This is a genomic window from Lacinutrix venerupis (genome assembly GCF_003663945.1).
Taxonomy (GTDB): Bacteria; Bacteroidota; Bacteroidia; order Flavobacteriales; family Flavobacteriaceae; genus Lacinutrix; species Lacinutrix venerupis.
In genome coordinates, this window is record NZ_RCCH01000003.1 from 358,392 (window position 1) to 375,704 (window position 17,313).

Sequence of the window (17,313 nt, forward strand, 5' to 3'; positions counted from 1 at the left end):
AATGACACAAGAACAATCATATAAAAAAGCAGTTAACTTATTATCTCGAGCAAGAACAGATAAAGGTTTTTTAGCAAGCGCAAGCGACATAACAAATTATAAAAGAGTTTGGGCGCGAGATGGTGTAATTTGTGGCTTAGCAGCATTATTAGATGGTGATTTAAGTTTAACAGAAACATTTAAAAATACATTAACGACTCTTGCAGAAAATCAACATGAATTAGGTCATATTCCATCTAATGTTTTTTTTATCGAAAAAGATAAAGTTGAAGTTAGTTTTGGAGGTTTAGCAGGAAGAGTAGATACTATTTCATGGTTTATTATTGGAATTTGTAATTATGCACACTTAACAAATAACCTGAGTTTTGCCGAAAAATTAAAAGCTAAAATGGATAAAGGTTTAAAGCTCTTAGAAGCTTGGGAGTTTAATAATAATCACCTTATTTATGTGCCAAGATCTGGTAATTGGGCAGACGAGTATATAACCGAAGGACATATTTTTTACGATCAAGTTTTAAGGTTATGGGCTTTAAAATGTATAAATACTTTATTTCCAAGTGAAGATTATAAATCTAAAATAGATATTGTAGAAGAAAAATTGGTAGGAAATTATAATAAAACAGAATATAAAAATCCTTTCCACCCTAAAGCATATAAAACATTAGAAAAATCAAGTTATTGGATGGCTTCTATAAATCCATCAGGTTATCAGACAATGTTTGATGCATTGGGTAATAGTATTGCATTGCTAATAAATTTAGGAAGTAATGAGTTTCAAGAGAAACAAATAAACTATTCTGAAAATTTAAGAGGAAGTTTACGTTTAAAATTATTACCTGCATTTTGGGAGCCTATTACAGAAAATCATGAAGATTGGAAGCTTTTAGAAAATAACTGCAAATATGAGTTTAGAAACATTCCTTACGAATTTCATAATGGCGGAACTTGGCAAATGGTAAATGGGTTTTATGGTATGAGTTTAGTTAAAAATCATACAGAAAAAGCAAAAGACGTTTTGCGTCAAATAAAAAAAATAAATAGTGTAGAAAAATTCAAGTTCTACGAGAATTTTAACAGTAAAACAGGAAATCCTACGGGAGTAGAATATTGTACATGGAGTGCAGCAGGTGAAGTTGCTTTACAGCAGTATATTTCTGGAAAAAGATTATTAGCTTAAAATGAATAGAGAAATAGATATACTTTGTATTGGTGAAGCTTTGGTAGATTTTATTGGTCATCAACAAGGCGTTAATATCAATCAAACAAGAGATTATCACAGGTATTTGGGAGGTTCGCCTACAAATGTAGCAATGAATACTTCTCGTCTAGGATTAAAATCTGCTTTAGTAGCAACTATAGGTCATGATGGTTTTGGAGAATATATTATACAAAGATTAAAAGAAGTAAATATTAATGTTGATAATGTTGTAGCTTTAAAAACAGAGCCAACAAGTACTATTTTTGTATCAAGATCTACAGATACTCCAGATTTTGTTGCGTACCGAAAATCTGATTATTTAATTACCGAAAATCAAATAGCTCCAAAAACACTTCAGCAAACCAAAATATTTCATACAACTTGTTTTGCATTAAGTAAAAATCCAGCTAGAGATACCATACTAAAAAAGGCTAAAGAAGCAGTAGATGCAGGTTGTAAACTAAGTATCGATGTTAATTTTTCTGAAAAAATATGGCCAGATAGAGCATTAGCTGTAGAGGTTATAAAAGAATATTGCAGCTATAATCCTTTAGTTAAAATTAGTGAAGACGATATGGAAAGGCTGTTTAATACTACCAAATCACATAAAGAGATTTTCGATTTTTTCCATGATTCCGGAGTTGAAATTGTATGTCTAACATTAGGAGAAAAAGGAGTGGTGCTTTCTCAAAAAGGAAAAGAAACAATTACACTTCCAGCAATAGATATTAAAAAAGTAATGGATGCTACTGGAGCAGGAGACGCTTTTTGGTCAGGCTTTTTATTTGCTTATATAAAGAAAAACTCAATGGAAGATAGTTTAAAAATAGCTTTAAAATTAGCAGCACTTAAACTGCAAAACGTGGGAAGATTACCAGATAATATTAATATTCTATCTAAACTTATAAGTTAGATTTTTTTAATTTTAATAGTTACTCACTCATAACTTTTGCTGTGTAAAAACTTTTAAACTAAATCATTCAAAAAAATGTGAGCTTAAACGATTGAGTATTCTTAAATTTGCGTGTTCTATTAAATATAAATTATGAGCAAACAAAGCAAAAGAAGAGAAGCCTTAGTATATCATGCAAAGCCAACTCCAGGAAAGATAAAAGTTGTTCCTACAAAAAAATATGCATCACAAAGAGATTTAGCTTTAGCCTATTCTCCAGGTGTTGCAGAGCCTTGTTTAGAAATTGAAAAAGACGTTAATAACGTATATAAATATACAGCTAAAGGAAATTTAGTTGCAGTAATATCAAATGGTACAGCAGTATTAGGATTAGGAAATATTGGTCCGGAAGCTTCTAAACCTGTAATGGAAGGTAAAGGCTTACTTTTTAAAATATTTGCAGATATTGATGTTTTCGATATTGAAGTTGGTACAGAAAATGTTGAAGAATTTATACAAACTGTAAAAAATATAGCACCAACTTTTGGAGGTATAAACCTTGAAGATATTAAAGCACCAGAAGCTTTTGAAATTGAAAAGCGTTTAAAAGAAGAGCTTGATATTCCTGTAATGCATGACGACCAGCATGGAACAGCCATAATCTCATCGGCAGCATTATTAAATGCTTTAGAAATTGCCGAAAAAAATATTGAAACAGTAAAAGTTGTAGTTTCTGGAGCAGGATCTGCAGCAATGGCATGTGTAAATTTATATGTTGCTTTAGGTGTTAAGCCAGAAAACATAACAATGTTTGATAGTGAAGGCGTATTACATAAAGACAGGACAGATTTACTTGATAGCCAAATAAAATATGCAACAACTATTAAATACAATAGTTTAGCAGAAGCAATGGTAAATAGCGATGTGTTTTTAGGACTTTCTGTTGGTAATTTGGTGTCTCAAGACATGTTAAAAACCATGGCAAAAAATCCTATTGTTTTTGCAATGGCAAATCCAGATCCAGAAATTAGTTACGAACTAGCAATAGATACTAGAGATGATATAATTATGGCCACTGGCCGAAGCGATCACCCTAACCAAGTAAATAATGTATTAGGATTTCCGTTTATATTTCGTGGAGCTTTAGATGTTCGTGCAACAAAAATTAACGAAGCCATGAAAATGGCAGCAGTTAAAGCATTAGCAAACTTAGCTAAAGAGCCAGTTCCAGAACAAGTTAATATTGCATATAATGAAACAAGATTAACTTTTGGAAGAGAATATATAATACCTAAGCCATTTGATCCAAGATTAATTGGAGAAGTTCCACCAGCTGTTGCCAAAGCAGCAATAGATAGTGGTGTTGCTTTAGAGCCAATTTTAGATTGGGAAAAGTATAAGGATACATTATTAGAACGTTTAGGTAACGATAACAAAATAATTAGATTACTCTTAAGTAGAGCAAAATCTCAGCCTAAACGTGTTGTATATGCAGAAGCAGATCATATAGATGTTTTAAAAGCAGCTCAAATTGTTCATGATGAAGGAATTGCAGTTCCTATTTTATTAGGAAGAAAAGAAGAAATAGAAAGGCTTAAAGAAGAAATTGAATTCGATGCCGATGTTTTAATTATCGATCCAAAAACAGATGAACAAGTAGAGCAGAAAAATAAATATGCCGAAGTATACTGGAAGCAACGTAAACGTAGAGGAGTCACGTTGTTAGAAGCTCAAAAGTTAATGCGTGAACGTAATTATTATGCTGCAATGATGGTTAACGAAGGAGATGCAGATGCTTTAATTTCTGGATATTCTCGTAGTTATCCACAAGTTGTAAAACCTATGTTAGAACTTATAGGTTTAGCACCTGGTTCTACTAGAATTGCAACAACTAATGTTATGATGACAGAGCGTGGACCAATGTTTTTAAGTGATACATCTATAAACATAAATCCAACAGCTAAAGATTTAATTAAGATTGCGCAAATGACATCTGGTGTAGTAAAAATGTTTGGCTTAACACCAGTAATGGCCATGACGAGTTTTTCAAATTTTGGATCTTCAAAAGACCAAACAGCAACAAAAGTTCGCGAAGCAGTATCTTATTTACATAGAAGACATCCAGATTTGTTAGTCGATGGTGAATTGCAAACAGATTTTGCTCTAAATAGTAAAATGCTTCAAGATATATTTCCATTTTCAAAACTATCTGGACATAAAGTAAATACACTTATTTTTCCAAATTTAGAATCTGCAAACATTACTTATAAATTATTAAAAGAATTAAATAAAGCAGAATCTATAGGACCTATTATGATGGGATTACGTAAGCCAGTACATATTCTTCAATTAGACGCTAGTGTAGATGAGATTGTGAACATGACAGCTATTGCAGTTATAGATGCGCAACAAAAAGGAAAGCAAGCATTAATGAGCCAAAAAAACCAATAGTTTATAGTCGTAGAATTTTATTACATTTGAGGGCTTAACAAATAATTGTAAATGATTACACATATTAAGGGGAAATTAGTGGAAAAAAATCCAACTGATGTTGTTATAGATTGCAATGGTGTTGGTTATTTACTCAATATTTCTATGAATACATTTTCTCAAATCCCAAATCAAGAAAATGTACAATTATTTACTCATCTTCAAGTAAAAGAAGATTCTCATAGTCTTTATGGTTTTTATACAAAAGGAGAACGTGAAGTGTTTAGATTACTTATTTCGGTAAGCGGTATTGGTGCCAATACAGCAAGAACAATGTTATCTTCTTTAACACCAAAGCAAATTCGCGAAGGCATTGCAACCGAAGATGTTGCACTTATTCAATCAATTAAAGGTATAGGAGCAAAAACAGCACAACGTGTTATTATAGATTTAAAAGATAAGATTATTAAAATTTACGATATAGACGAAGTTTCTGTTAATAAAAACAATACAAGTAAAGATGAAGCGTTATCTGCTTTAGAAGTTCTTGGTTTTGCAAAAAAACAAGCCGAACGTGTGGTAGATAAAATAGTTGCTGCCCAGCCAGACGCTACAGTAGAAGCCATAATTAAACAAGCTTTAAAAAATTTATAGTAGATTTTGAATACAACTAACCTATACTTTCATAAATCAATTAAGCACAATTTACTTTTAGTAATAACCTTATTACTATCTTTTAGTGTTTTTGCACAAATTACTCCAGACCCAACAGTAGAAAATGATAGTGTAAAAACAGGATTTAGTTTCTCAAACATAGAAATGCCTAATCCTAATAGTATAACTTCAATGTATACATACGATCCAGAAACAGATCGTTACGTGTATACAGAATCAGTTGGGAATTTTAATATAAACTATCCAATTATTCTAACGCCTAAAGAATATCAAGATTTAATATTTAAAGAGAATTTAAAAAATTACTATCAGGAAAAAATTGATGCTACAGATGGTAAAAAAGATACATCTGAAGAAGCAAAAAAGAATTTACTACCAGAATTTTATGTAAACTCAGGCTTTTTTGAAACAATTTTTGGAGGTAATACTATAGAAGTCGTACCACAAGGTTCTTTAGAAATGGATTTAGGTGTATTGTTTACTAAACAAGATAATCCTTCGTTTTCTCCAAGAAATAGGAGTAATTTTACTTTTGATTTCGACCAACGTATAAGCTTAAGTTTATTAGGTAAAGTGGGAGAAAGGCTTCAGGTTACGGCAAATTACGATACCGAAGCAAGTTTCGATTTCCAGCAATTAGTGAAATTAGAATATGATCCAACTTTTGGAGGTGGTGAAGATTCTATTCTTCAAAAATTAGAAATAGGAAATGTTAGTATGCCATTAAATAGTTCTCTTATCTCTGGAGCACAAAGCTTATTTGGTGTAAAAACAAAATTACAATTCGGGAAAACATCTGTTACTGCTGTTTTTTCAGAACAAAAATCAGATACAAGGTCAGTAGTTGCCCAAGGTGGAGGAACTCTAGATGAATTCGATTTTTTTATTCGCGATTACGATGAGAATAGGCACTTTTTCTTAGCTCAGTACTTTAGAAATAATTACGATAAAGCTTTAGCAAATTATCCATTTATAAATACAAATGTTCAAATTACAAGAGCAGAAGTTTGGATAACTAATAGAAGTAATCGTACAGAAAACGTAAGAAATATTGTAGCACTTCAAGATATTGGGGAGTCAGAAATAATAGGAAATGCAGGAGTTGTTGTAACAGCAGGTCCAGGAGCTTTTCCAGATAATGCAAATAACCGTTTAGATCCAACAAATATTGGTGGACCAGGTTCTCAAATAACAAATGCAATTAGAGATATTGCAACAGTACAAGCTGGTATTTTAATACCGGGTTTCAATGAAGGTTTTGATTATGCTAAATTAGAAAATACAAGAAAACTTGTAGAGGGTCAAGAATATACTATAAATACACAGTTAGGTTACATTTCTTTAAATCAGCGTTTAAATAATGACGAAGTTTTAGCTGTAGCGTTCCAATATACAGTTGGAGGTCAGGTTTACCAAGTTGGTGAATTTGCAAACGATGGAATAGGTGCAACCGATGTAGAAACTAACAGTAATGGAGACGTAACAAGTGTTACAAATAACAATTTAATACTAAAACTACTTAAAAGTAGTATTACATCTGTATCTCAGCCTATTTGGGATTTAATGATGAAAAATATTTACGATACTGGAGCTTACCAATTAAGTCAAGAAGATTTTAAATTAAACATTTTTTATAACGAATCTGCGCCATTAAACTTTATTACGGCTGCAGAAGGAAGTGGTGGATTTGGAACAGATTTTGAAGGCGAACCAATAGATCAAACAACATTATTACGCTTATTTAATTTAGACAGATTAAATTATAACAATGATCCACAAACTAATGGAGATGGTTTTTTTGACTTTGTTTCTGGAATTACGGTAATACCAGAAAACGGAAAAATTGTTTTTACTAAAGTAGAGCCTTTTGGACGCTATTTATTCGATGTTTTAGATAATGATGGTAATCCAGGCAACAATGTTACAGATTACGAAGCAGATACTTATACTAACTTAAATCAAGAAAAATACGTTTACGATTTATTATATAAAGGAACAAAAACAGCTGCTTTAGACGAAGTTGAGAAAAATAAATTTCAACTTAAAGGACGTTACAAATCATCTGGAGGAGATGGAATAGCAATAGGAGGTTTTAATGTACCAAGAGGATCTGTTAAAGTAACGGCTGGTGGCCGAGTGCTTGTGGAAGGTGTAGATTATACTGTAAATTATCAATTAGGGCGTGTACAAATTTTAGACGAAGCTTTAAAAGCATCAAACACACCTATACAAGTTACTACCGAAAACAATTCAATATTTGGCCAGCAAACAAAACGTTATACAGGTTTAAATGTAGAACATCAGTTTAATGAGAATTTTTTAATTGGTGCTACATATATTAATTTAAACGAAAGACCAATAACTCAAAAAGCAAACTACAATAGCGAACCAATTAATAATACAATATTAGGCTTTAATGGTAACTATTCTACAGAAGTTCCTTTTTTTACTAGATTAGTAAACAAGTTACCAAATGTCGATACAGATGCTCCATCTAATTTATCTGTTCGTGGAGAATTTGCTTATTTATTACCTGGAGCACCAAAAGGTACAGATCTTAATGGAGAAGCAACTGCTTATATTGATGATTTTGAAGGAAGTCAAAATGGTATCGATTTAAAATCTGCTCAATCTTGGTTTCTATCAAGTCGTCCTTTAGAAATAAACGGAACAACCGCAGCCGATGCATTTAGTGGTATTAGAAATGGTTATGATAGAGCATTATTAAACTGGTACACTATCGATCCTATATTTTACAGTGGTCAAAGACCTTCAGGTATAGACGACGACGATATTTCTAATTTATATACTTCGCGTGTTTTTGTTCAAGAATTATTTCCTCAACAAGATATTGCACAAGGACAAACAACTGTTTTAAATACTTTAGATTTAACATATTATCCAACCGAAAGAGGACCATATAATTTTAGTGATACAAATATAGAACCAGATGGTAATACTATATCTACACCAACAAATGCTTGGGCTGGAATTACAAGACAATTAACTTCTACAGATTTCGAACAATCTAATGTAGAATATATTGAATTTTGGATGCAAGATCCATTTCAAGATAACCCAACAAATCCTGGAGGAAAACTATTTTTTAATTTAGGGAGTATTTCAGAAGATGTTTTAAAAGATGGTAAAAAGCAATATGAAAATGGATTACCAACAGATGGTAATGTTAGTTTACTCCAAAGTGATATAACACCATGGGCAATACCACAAAATCAAGCTTTAATATATGCATTCGATTCTACAGGAGGAGAACGTACTAATCAAGATGTTGGTTATGATGGTTATGATGATTTAGAAGAAAAAAACATTACAGACCCAACAATAAACCCTAATAATCCAACACCAATTCCATCAAATATTTCGGCGTTACCAGATCCATCTGCGGATAATTACCAATACTACTTAAGTGCAGAAGGAGATATTTTACAACGCTATAAAAAATATAATAATGTACAAGGAAACTCTCCAGATTCATTTAGTGATACTAATAGAGGTTCTACAACACAACCAGATGTAGAAGATATAAATAGAGATAACACAATGAATACCATTGATAGTTATTTTGAATATGAATTAGAAATAACTCGTCAAAACTTACCTTTAAATAGCACTAACGAAATTACTGCAGCAAATCCAATAGGAGAATTTATTAAAGATGTAAAAATTAGAAATAGATCATTACCAAATGGAGAAACAGAACAAGTAAGATGGTATCAATTTAGAGTACCAGTCGAAGGAGAGCATGTAGTAGCTAGAAATGGTATAACAGATTTACGTTCTATACGTTTTGCTCGTATATATTTAAACGGTTTTTCAGAACAAACAACATTTCGTTTTGGAACTTTAGATTTAGTTCGTAGCGATTGGAGACGCTATCAATTAGCATTAGATGGAGGAGCAACACCTTCAGATTTTGATGATACAGAATTTACAGTAGGAGTAGTAAGTACTCAAGAAAATGAAGGAAGTTATGAGTCTCCACCAGGTATTGTACCAGAACGTTTAAATAATAATAATACTATTATAGATCAAAATGAGCAATCTTTAGTTGTAAATGTTTGCGAATTAAAACCTAAAGATGCAAGAGCTGTATATAAAAATATAAGTGTAGATATGAGGCAGTATAAACGTTTAAGAATGTTTATGCATGCAGAAGAAGGTGAAATTCCAGGATTATTAGGAGATAAAGATCTTATTGGTTTTATAAGAATGGGTAATGATTTAACACAAAACTATTACCAAATAGAAGTTCCATTAAAAGTATCAACAGGAACCACTAGTGCTGCTTTATGGCCAACAGAAAACGAAATAAATCTACCATTAGATCTTTTAGAGCAAATAAAATCTTTAGGAATTGCAAATGGAACACTAGCAAACGACAATCCTACATTTTACGACGTTATTAATGGAGTACCAGTAGAAATACCATTTTCATCACAATTTGATGGTTATGAGTTAGGTCAAACAAGATTAGCAATAAAAGGAAATCCTAATTTTGGAGATGTAAGAACCTTAATGGTTGGTGTAAAAAATGGTTCTACTATAGAGCAATGTGGAGAAGTTTGGTTTAACGAGTTACGTTTGTCTGATATGGACAACGAAGGTGGTTGGGCAGCAATAATGAGTGTAGATTCAAATTTTGCAGACTTTGCAAATGTTAGTGCAACAGGTAGAATGAGTACAGCTGGATTTGGTTCTGTAGACCAAGGTCCACAAGAAAGAAGCAGAGAAGAAGTTAAACAATATGATGTAGTTACTAATGTAAACATAGGACAGCTTCTACCTAAAAAATGGGGAATTCAGTTGCCATTTAATTATGGGCAAGGTGTAGAGTTAATAACACCAGAATACGACCAACAATACAAGGATTTAAAACTTCAAAATAGAATTGACGCTGCCGAAACTACAGAGGAAAAAGATGCAATAAGAGAACAATCCGAAGAATATACTAAAAGAAGAAGTATTAACTTTATAGGTGTTAGAAAGGTTAGAACAGGAGAGTCAAAACCTCGATTTTATGATGTAGAAAACTTAACATTTAACCATTCTTACAACAAAGTAGAACATCGTGATTTTGAAATTGAACGTTCTATAGATAAGCAAGCAAGAACAGGAGCTAGTTATGCATATAACTTTGAGCCTAAAATATTCGAGCCTTTTAAAAAGAACGACTCTATTTTTACCAATAAATACTGGAAACTATTAAAAGACTTTAACCTTAACTTATTACCAGCAAGCTTTACTGTAAATACAGATATTAATAGGCAATTTAATAGACAACGCTTTAGAGATGTAGAATTAGGAGGCAATAATATTGGATTAGAAGAGTTGGTAAGACGTAATTATAATTTCGATTTTCAATCTACAGTCAATTGGAATTTAACTAAATCACTGTCTCTTAATTTTGCAGTAGCCAATAATAATATTGTAAGAAACTATTTTAAAGATAATATTATTAATGGAGAGCAGGATCCAAGTAGAGATGTTTGGGATGGCTATTTTGATGTAGGAGACGCCAATAGACGTTCGCAAACATTAGGAATAAATTACGAAATACCTTTTAATAAATTTCCAGCACTAGACTTTATTAGTGCAACCTATTCTTACCAAGGTCTTTATCAATGGCAAAAAGGATCAGATTTATTTGGAGATTTAGTAGCAGATGATGGTTTAACTTACGATTTAGGAAATTCAATATCTAATGGTAACACGCATAATATAAATTCAACATTAGATATGCGTAAATTTTATAAATATCTAGGTATTAAAAAGAAAAGAGTAGTAAAAAACAGTAACAAAGTTAGTAGAGTTTCTGGTGCTACACCTCCAGGAACAGTTAAAAAAGAAGAAGCTAAAAAACCAGAGGCTAAAAAGAGCAGTGGTGTAGGAACAGAAATAGCAAATTTTGGAATAGGTCTTTTAACATCTATAAAACGAATTCAAGCAAATTACTCTGAAAACAATGGAACCTTTTTACCAGGTTTCTTAGATACACCAGGTTTCATAAGTACTTCTAAGCCAACATTTGGTTACACATTAGGAAGCCAAAGCGATATTAGAGATATAGCAGCAAGAAATGGTTGGTTAACAGTATTCCCAGACTTTAATCAGCAATACACAAAAAATCATACCAAGCAACTTGATTTATCAGCAAATTTAGAACCTATTAACGACTTAAAAATTGATTTAGTAGCTTCAAGAACTTATGCTGAAAATTATTCCGAAAATTATAGAATAGAAGACAATCAATACATTTCTTTAACACCAAATGTATTCGGGAACTTTAATATTTCAACATTTACATTACCTACAGCTTTTGGAAAGAGCGACGATATTAGTTCGGAGGCTTTTGATGCTTTTAGAGAAAATAGATTAACAATAGCTAGAAGGTTAGCAGCGCAAAATGGAGCTAATGTTAACGATGTTGATGCAGATGGTTTTCCATTAGGTTACGGGAAAACTAGTCAAGCGGTATTGTTGCCAGCTTTTTTAAGTGCCTACACAGGACAAAATGCCGAGAAAACTAAATTAGGTGCTTTTAGAAATATTCCAATTCCAAATTGGGATATAAAATATACAGGATTAATGAAGTTTAATTGGTTTAAAAAACGATTTAAACGTTTATCATTATCTCATGGTTATCGCTCAAGTTATACAATTAATCAATTTAGAACAAACCTAGATTTTAACGGTGTAGATTATAGTTTACCTTATGCATCACAACCAGCAGATGATATTGATCAGGCAGGTAATTTTAAAAATGCAGAACTATACAGCAATATTAATTTAACAGAATTATTTAGTCCATTAATTAAAATAGACATGGAAATGAAAAACTCTGTAATTGTTGGAACAGAAATTAGAAAAGATAGGCTATTATCTTTAAGTTTCGATAATAATTTAATGACAGAAATTCAAGGTAACGAATATGCTATTAAATTAGGATATAGATTTAAAGATGTAAGAATTAAAACTAAATTAGCTGGGCCTAAAAAGTCTATTGTTAGTGATCTTATAATGGAAGCAAACCTGTCAGTAAGAGATAACAAAACAATTGTAAGATATTTAGATTTAGAAAATAATCAAATAACAAACGGACAAACAATTTATGGTTTAAAGTATAATGCCAATTACTCTTTTAGTAAAAACCTAACAGGTATTTTTTACTTCGATTATACTTTTTCAGAATATGCAATATCTACTGCTTTTCCACAAACAACTATACGCTCAGGGATAACCTTAAGGTATAATTTTGGTAACTAAATAACATACCATTTTTCTGTTTGAAAAGCCAAAGCAATTAAATACATTTGTAAAAATTTTAAAAAATATATAATGAATATACCAGCAGAATTAAAATACACAAAAGACCATGAGTGGGTAAAAGTTGATGGTGATACTATTACTATAGGAATTACAGATTTCGCTCAAAGTGAATTAGGAGATATTGTTTATGTAGAAGTAGAAACTGTAGACGAAACTTTAGATGCCGAAGATGTATTTGGTACTGTTGAAGCTGTAAAAACTGTTTCAGATTTATTTTTGCCAGTATCGGGAGAGATTATAGAGTTTAATGAGTCTCTAGAAGATGAACCAGAAAAAGTAAACACAGATCCTTATGGAGAAGGTTGGATGGTTAAAGTAAAGGTTGCTAATGCATCAGAATTAGATTTACTTTTATCAGCCGAAGATTACAAAGCATTAATAAGTGCTTAAAAAAATTAGCCTTTTAGCAAGTGTTCTTTATACTATATCTTTAACAGCTTTAAGCTTAATAAACATAAATGATGTTGTAAAAGATATACCATCATTTAACGATAAAGTATTACACGCTTTAGTTCATTTTATTTTTGTAATTCTTTGGTTTATTGTATTTCGTTATACACTAAATAAACACTACAATAAAGCTATTTTATTAGCAGCATTATCTTCTGTAGTGTATGGAATATTAATAGAATGTTTTCAAAGTTGGATAACTGTAAGTAGGCAAAGTGACTATAACGATGTGTTTGCTAATGTTTTAGGTATGGTATTTGCATCTATACTTTTAATAACAATAAAGAAACACTTGTTAAAAAATAATAATAGCTTGCTTTTTTGATAAATAAATAGTTATTTTAGCAAAGCATAAATAATTTAATTAATGGAAACAAAGAAAAATCCTAAAGCAAACGTAGGCAGAAATAGCTCTCTTTACTTTGCAGTTGGTATGTTGTTAATGTTAGGTTTAACATATACAGCAATCAACTATAAAACCTACGATGATCGTGTTGTAGAAGATAGGTCTATTGATGTTGATGATGAATTGGACGAAGAAATTCCAATTACAAATCAAGCACCACCACCGCCACCACCACCGCCACCACCGCCACCACCAGCACCAGAAGTTATTGATGTTGTTGAAGATGAAGCGGAGATAGAAGAAACGGTTATCGAATCTACAGAAACTAATCAAGAAGAAGAGATTGTAGAGGTTGAAGAAATTGTTGTAGAAGAAATCGAAGAAGATGTAGAGGTGTCTTTTGCGGTAATTGAAAGTGTACCGGAGTATCCTGGTTGTGAGAAAGGAAATAACGATGCTAAGCGTAAATGTATGTCAGATAAAATCAACAAATTAGTTGGTAGAAAATTTGACTTAGATTTAGGACAAGAATTAGGATTAAGCGGTAAGCAACGTATCTATGCAAGATTTACAATTGACAAAACAGGAAACATTGTTAACGTTAAAACTCGTGGTCCACATCCTGGATTAGAGAAAGAAGCTAGAAGAGTTGTAGGTTTAATACCTAAAATGAAGCCTGGTAAACAAAGAGGAAAGCCTGTAAAAGTAACTTTCGATTTGCCAATAACATTTAACGTACAAGACTAATAATTTAGTTTTTACTATATAAAATTAAAAACCCGATACAAATTGTATCGGGTTTTTTGTTTTTGGTATGCTTATTGTGATTTTATCATAATATTAACATGTAAACTTTAATTATTATGAACAATTTAAACAAAAATCACGATTCCGTTCTGCAAAACGAGAAAAACGTGAAAAAATCACAAAAGCATGATGCGAATTTACAAAAAAACTCAACGCTTTACTTTCAAGTAGGATTAATTCTATGCCTCTTGGGAACTTACGCAGCTTTAGAAATGTCTTTTAAAACAAGTAAGGATTTTGCTTATGTTATTCCAGAAGAAGATAACACCATTTATGAAGTAGATCCTGAAATTTATAAAATTGTAAAAAAAGAAAATTTAGAAAAGAAAAAAGATGTAGCAAAACCAAAAAGTAAAAATCCTGATTTTGAAATTGTAGACGATAAAAAAGAAATTGAAGAAGCAGAAGATAAAATTATTGATGTAGTTGTCCCAGATGATAAAAAAATTATTTTAACACCAGATGACTCTAGTTTAAATATTGAGCAACCAGATGAAGAACCAATGAATATTATGGCTGTACAAAAAGTTCCAATTTTTCCTGGTTGTGAAGGAGAAACAACTAATGATGGTAGAAGACAATGTCTATCAGAAAAATTATCAAAATTAGTGCAACGTAAGTTTGATGTAGATGTTGCTTCAAATTTGGGTATAACAGGAAAGCAGAGAATTTATGTTTCATTTAAAATTAACAAATTAGGTGAAGTAGAAATTATTAAAACTAAAGCCAATCATAAAGATTTAGAAAAAGAAGCCAATAGAGTAGTTGGTAAAATACCAACTATGCAGCCAGGAAAAAATAATAATAACCCAGTAGAGGTTTCTTACATGCTACCAATACAGTTTAATATTCAATAGCATATAATCACAAATTATTATAAACCGTTATTATCTTTAGTAATAACGGTTTTTTGTTTTTAAGTAAAACTTAAAACTTCAGATTTGAAAATTTTAAAAATGTTATCTTTCGGCAAAATTAAATGCAAAATATACTATGAGGTTTTACACTTTCATTCTAATACTATGTTTTCAATCTTTTTCTTACGCTCAAGATTTTAACGAAATACCACCAGTTTTTGATTTTTGTAAAGATGAGCCTTTAACTAGTTTACAAAAATGTTTTGATAATCAAGTCTTTAATTTGTTGTTTGCAAACTTTAAAGTACCAAAAAGCATAAGCGATTCTAATTATAAAGGTGAAGTTGTTATTTTGTTTGAAGTAGATAAAGAAGGCGGTTTTAGAGTAATGTATATAGATGCTGTTTATCCAGAGTTAAAAACTGAAGCTACTCGTGTAATAAGCGAATTTCCAAAAGTGGAACCAGCAAAATATAATGGTAATGCAACCTATAAGCAGTATTCAATTACTTTAAAAATACCTTTAGAAAACCAAACAGTTGTAACTGAGGATTTAGCACTTCAAAATAAAGAAACCGAAGTTTTGGAGTTAAATGCTTTAGAAATTGCTGCAAAAAATGAAATCGATAAAATAAATGCTAATTATAAAAAGTACGATTATAGTGAATATAGTAGCCAATTAAACATTCCATTTTCACATGAAAATTATGCTAAGTTCGATCGTGCTACAAATTTAATTGGTACAAATAGCCATACGGCTTCTAAACCATTTATTTACGAAGTTGTAGCTGCTTATCACGATTTTAAGGCAGAAAATGATGCGTTATTAAAAGATAAAAAAACTTGGACAGGTAAAAAGCTTTGGAATGAGCATTTAGTTCAATTACAAGGAAAAGATTATTGGTTTACGGTAGATCCTATTTTTGATTTGCAATTAGGAAAAGATACAGATGCCGATTTTAGTTATACTTATAATAATACAAGAGGTGTATTTATACAAGGAGGGTTAGGAAAGAAATTTAATTTCTCTGCTTCAGTTTACGAAAACCAAGGACGATTTGCACAATATTTTAACAACTACGCCGAAAGTATTAGACCAGAAGGTGGAGATCCAGCAATAATTCCAGGTCGTGGTATTGCAAAGCGATTTAAGGATGATGCATACGATTATCCGGTGGCCGAAGCATATCTTTCTTACACGCCTTCAAAATTTATAAATGTTCAATTCGGGCATGGTAAAAATTTTATAGGTGATGGTTACCGTTCTTTACTACAAAGCGACGTCGCAAGCCCTTATCCTTATTTAAAGCTAAATACTAAGTTTTGGAAAATAAAGTATACAAATACATATACTTGGTTAAAAGATGTTAGACCAGAAGTTACAGAAGATGGAGCCTTTTTAACAAAATATATTGCCAACCATTATTTAAGTTGGAATGTAAATAAAAGACTAAATTTAGGGCTGTTTGAATCTGTAATCTGGGCAAACACAAACAATAGAGGTTTCGATATTAATTATTTAAATCCTATAATCTTCTACCGAGCAATAGAGTTTGAAACAGGACAAGATGCAGGAAATGCAATTGTTGGAGCTTCAGCAAAATATAAGTTTACAGATAATTTTAATATGTATTCTCAATTTGTTTTAGATGAATTTTCTCTTGATGATGTTACAGGTGGGAATAAGAGTTGGAAAAATAAATTCGGTTTGCAATTAGGTGCTAAATATTACAATGCATTTAAAATTAAAGATTTAATACTTCAAGCCGAATATAATGCGGTGCGACCTTATACTTATTCACATAATACTATAACTTTAAATTATGCACATAACAATCAACCAATGGCGCACCTTTGGGGAGCAAACTTTAGAGAGTTGGTATTAATTGGGCGTTATAGAAAAGGAAGAGTTTTTGGAGAGGCAAAATTAATTGCAGGTGTTCGCGGTTTTGATGTTAATAATAGTACAGATAATTTTAATTACGGAGGTAATATATTTGAAAGTGAAGTAAATAGACCTTTCGATTCTGGAGTAGAAATTGGGCAAGGCATTAAAACTAATACAATTAATGCTAGCATTCAAGGCGGTTACTTAATAAATCCAGCATCAAATTTAAAAGTGTTTGCAAATGTAAGTTACCGTAATTTTAATCCTGAAGCAGAAACAATGTCGGTACTAAACAATAGTACGGTTTGGTTTAATTTTGGAATTAGAACAGACTTATTTAATTGGTATTTTGATTTGTAGAATAGACTTTACAACGTATCTTTGCATCAAATTTTTAAAAGCTTATAAAAGCTTTAAATAAAG

The 17,313-nt window shown here is 31.2% G+C and carries 10 protein-coding genes; all 10 read left to right on the forward strand.

What is annotated here, in order from left to right:
* Position 1: 1 nt before the first annotated feature.
* A complete protein-coding gene (locus CLV86_RS06385; RefSeq protein WP_121051017.1) occupies positions 2–1,177 on the forward strand; it encodes a glycoside hydrolase 100 family protein in 1,176 nt (391 codons plus the stop codon).
* A 1-nt stretch (position 1,178) separates the two neighbouring features.
* The gene (locus CLV86_RS06390) at positions 1,179–2,111 is read left to right on the forward strand and encodes a carbohydrate kinase family protein (protein ID WP_121050964.1); all 933 of its coding nucleotides are present in this window, start codon (positions 1,179–1,181) and stop codon (positions 2,109–2,111) included.
* 132 nt (positions 2,112–2,243) lie between these two features.
* The gene (locus tag CLV86_RS06395) at positions 2,244–4,541 is read left to right on the forward strand and encodes an NADP-dependent malic enzyme (protein ID WP_121050967.1); all 2,298 of its coding nucleotides are present in this window, start codon (positions 2,244–2,246) and stop codon (positions 4,539–4,541) included.
* Between the two features lie 51 nt (positions 4,542–4,592).
* The gene (gene ruvA, locus CLV86_RS06400) at positions 4,593–5,174 is read left to right on the forward strand and encodes a Holliday junction branch migration protein RuvA (protein WP_121050970.1); all 582 of its coding nucleotides are present in this window, start codon (positions 4,593–4,595) and stop codon (positions 5,172–5,174) included.
* A 6-nt stretch (positions 5,175–5,180) separates the two neighbouring features.
* Entirely contained in the window at positions 5,181–12,479 is a 7,299-nt protein-coding gene (sov, locus tag CLV86_RS06405) for a T9SS outer membrane translocon Sov/SprA (RefSeq protein ID WP_121050973.1), read from the forward strand.
* 72 nt (positions 12,480–12,551) lie between these two features.
* Positions 12,552–12,932, forward strand: coding sequence for a glycine cleavage system protein GcvH (gene gcvH, locus CLV86_RS06410; protein WP_076731971.1), 381 nt, complete (start codon positions 12,552–12,554; stop codon positions 12,930–12,932).
* Positions 12,925–13,317, forward strand: coding sequence for a VanZ family protein (locus CLV86_RS06415; RefSeq protein WP_121050975.1), 393 nt, complete (start codon positions 12,925–12,927; stop codon positions 13,315–13,317). Before gcvH ends, CLV86_RS06415 begins: the two co-directional genes overlap by 8 nt.
* Before the next feature lie 42 nt (positions 13,318–13,359).
* Positions 13,360–14,085 carry an energy transducer TonB gene (locus tag CLV86_RS06420; protein ID WP_076731973.1) on the forward strand — a complete coding sequence of 242 codons (726 nt, stop codon included), beginning with the start codon at positions 13,360–13,362 and terminating at the stop codon, positions 14,083–14,085.
* A gap of 167 nt (positions 14,086–14,252) precedes the next feature.
* The gene (locus CLV86_RS06425; protein ID WP_170148516.1) at positions 14,253–15,002 is read left to right on the forward strand and encodes an energy transducer TonB; all 750 of its coding nucleotides are present in this window, start codon (positions 14,253–14,255) and stop codon (positions 15,000–15,002) included.
* Between the two features lie 136 nt (positions 15,003–15,138).
* Complete coding sequence (locus tag CLV86_RS06430) at positions 15,139–17,250, forward strand: gliding motility protein RemB (protein WP_121050983.1); 2,112 nt, start codon at positions 15,139–15,141, stop codon at positions 17,248–17,250.
* Positions 17,251–17,313 lie beyond the last annotated feature (63 nt).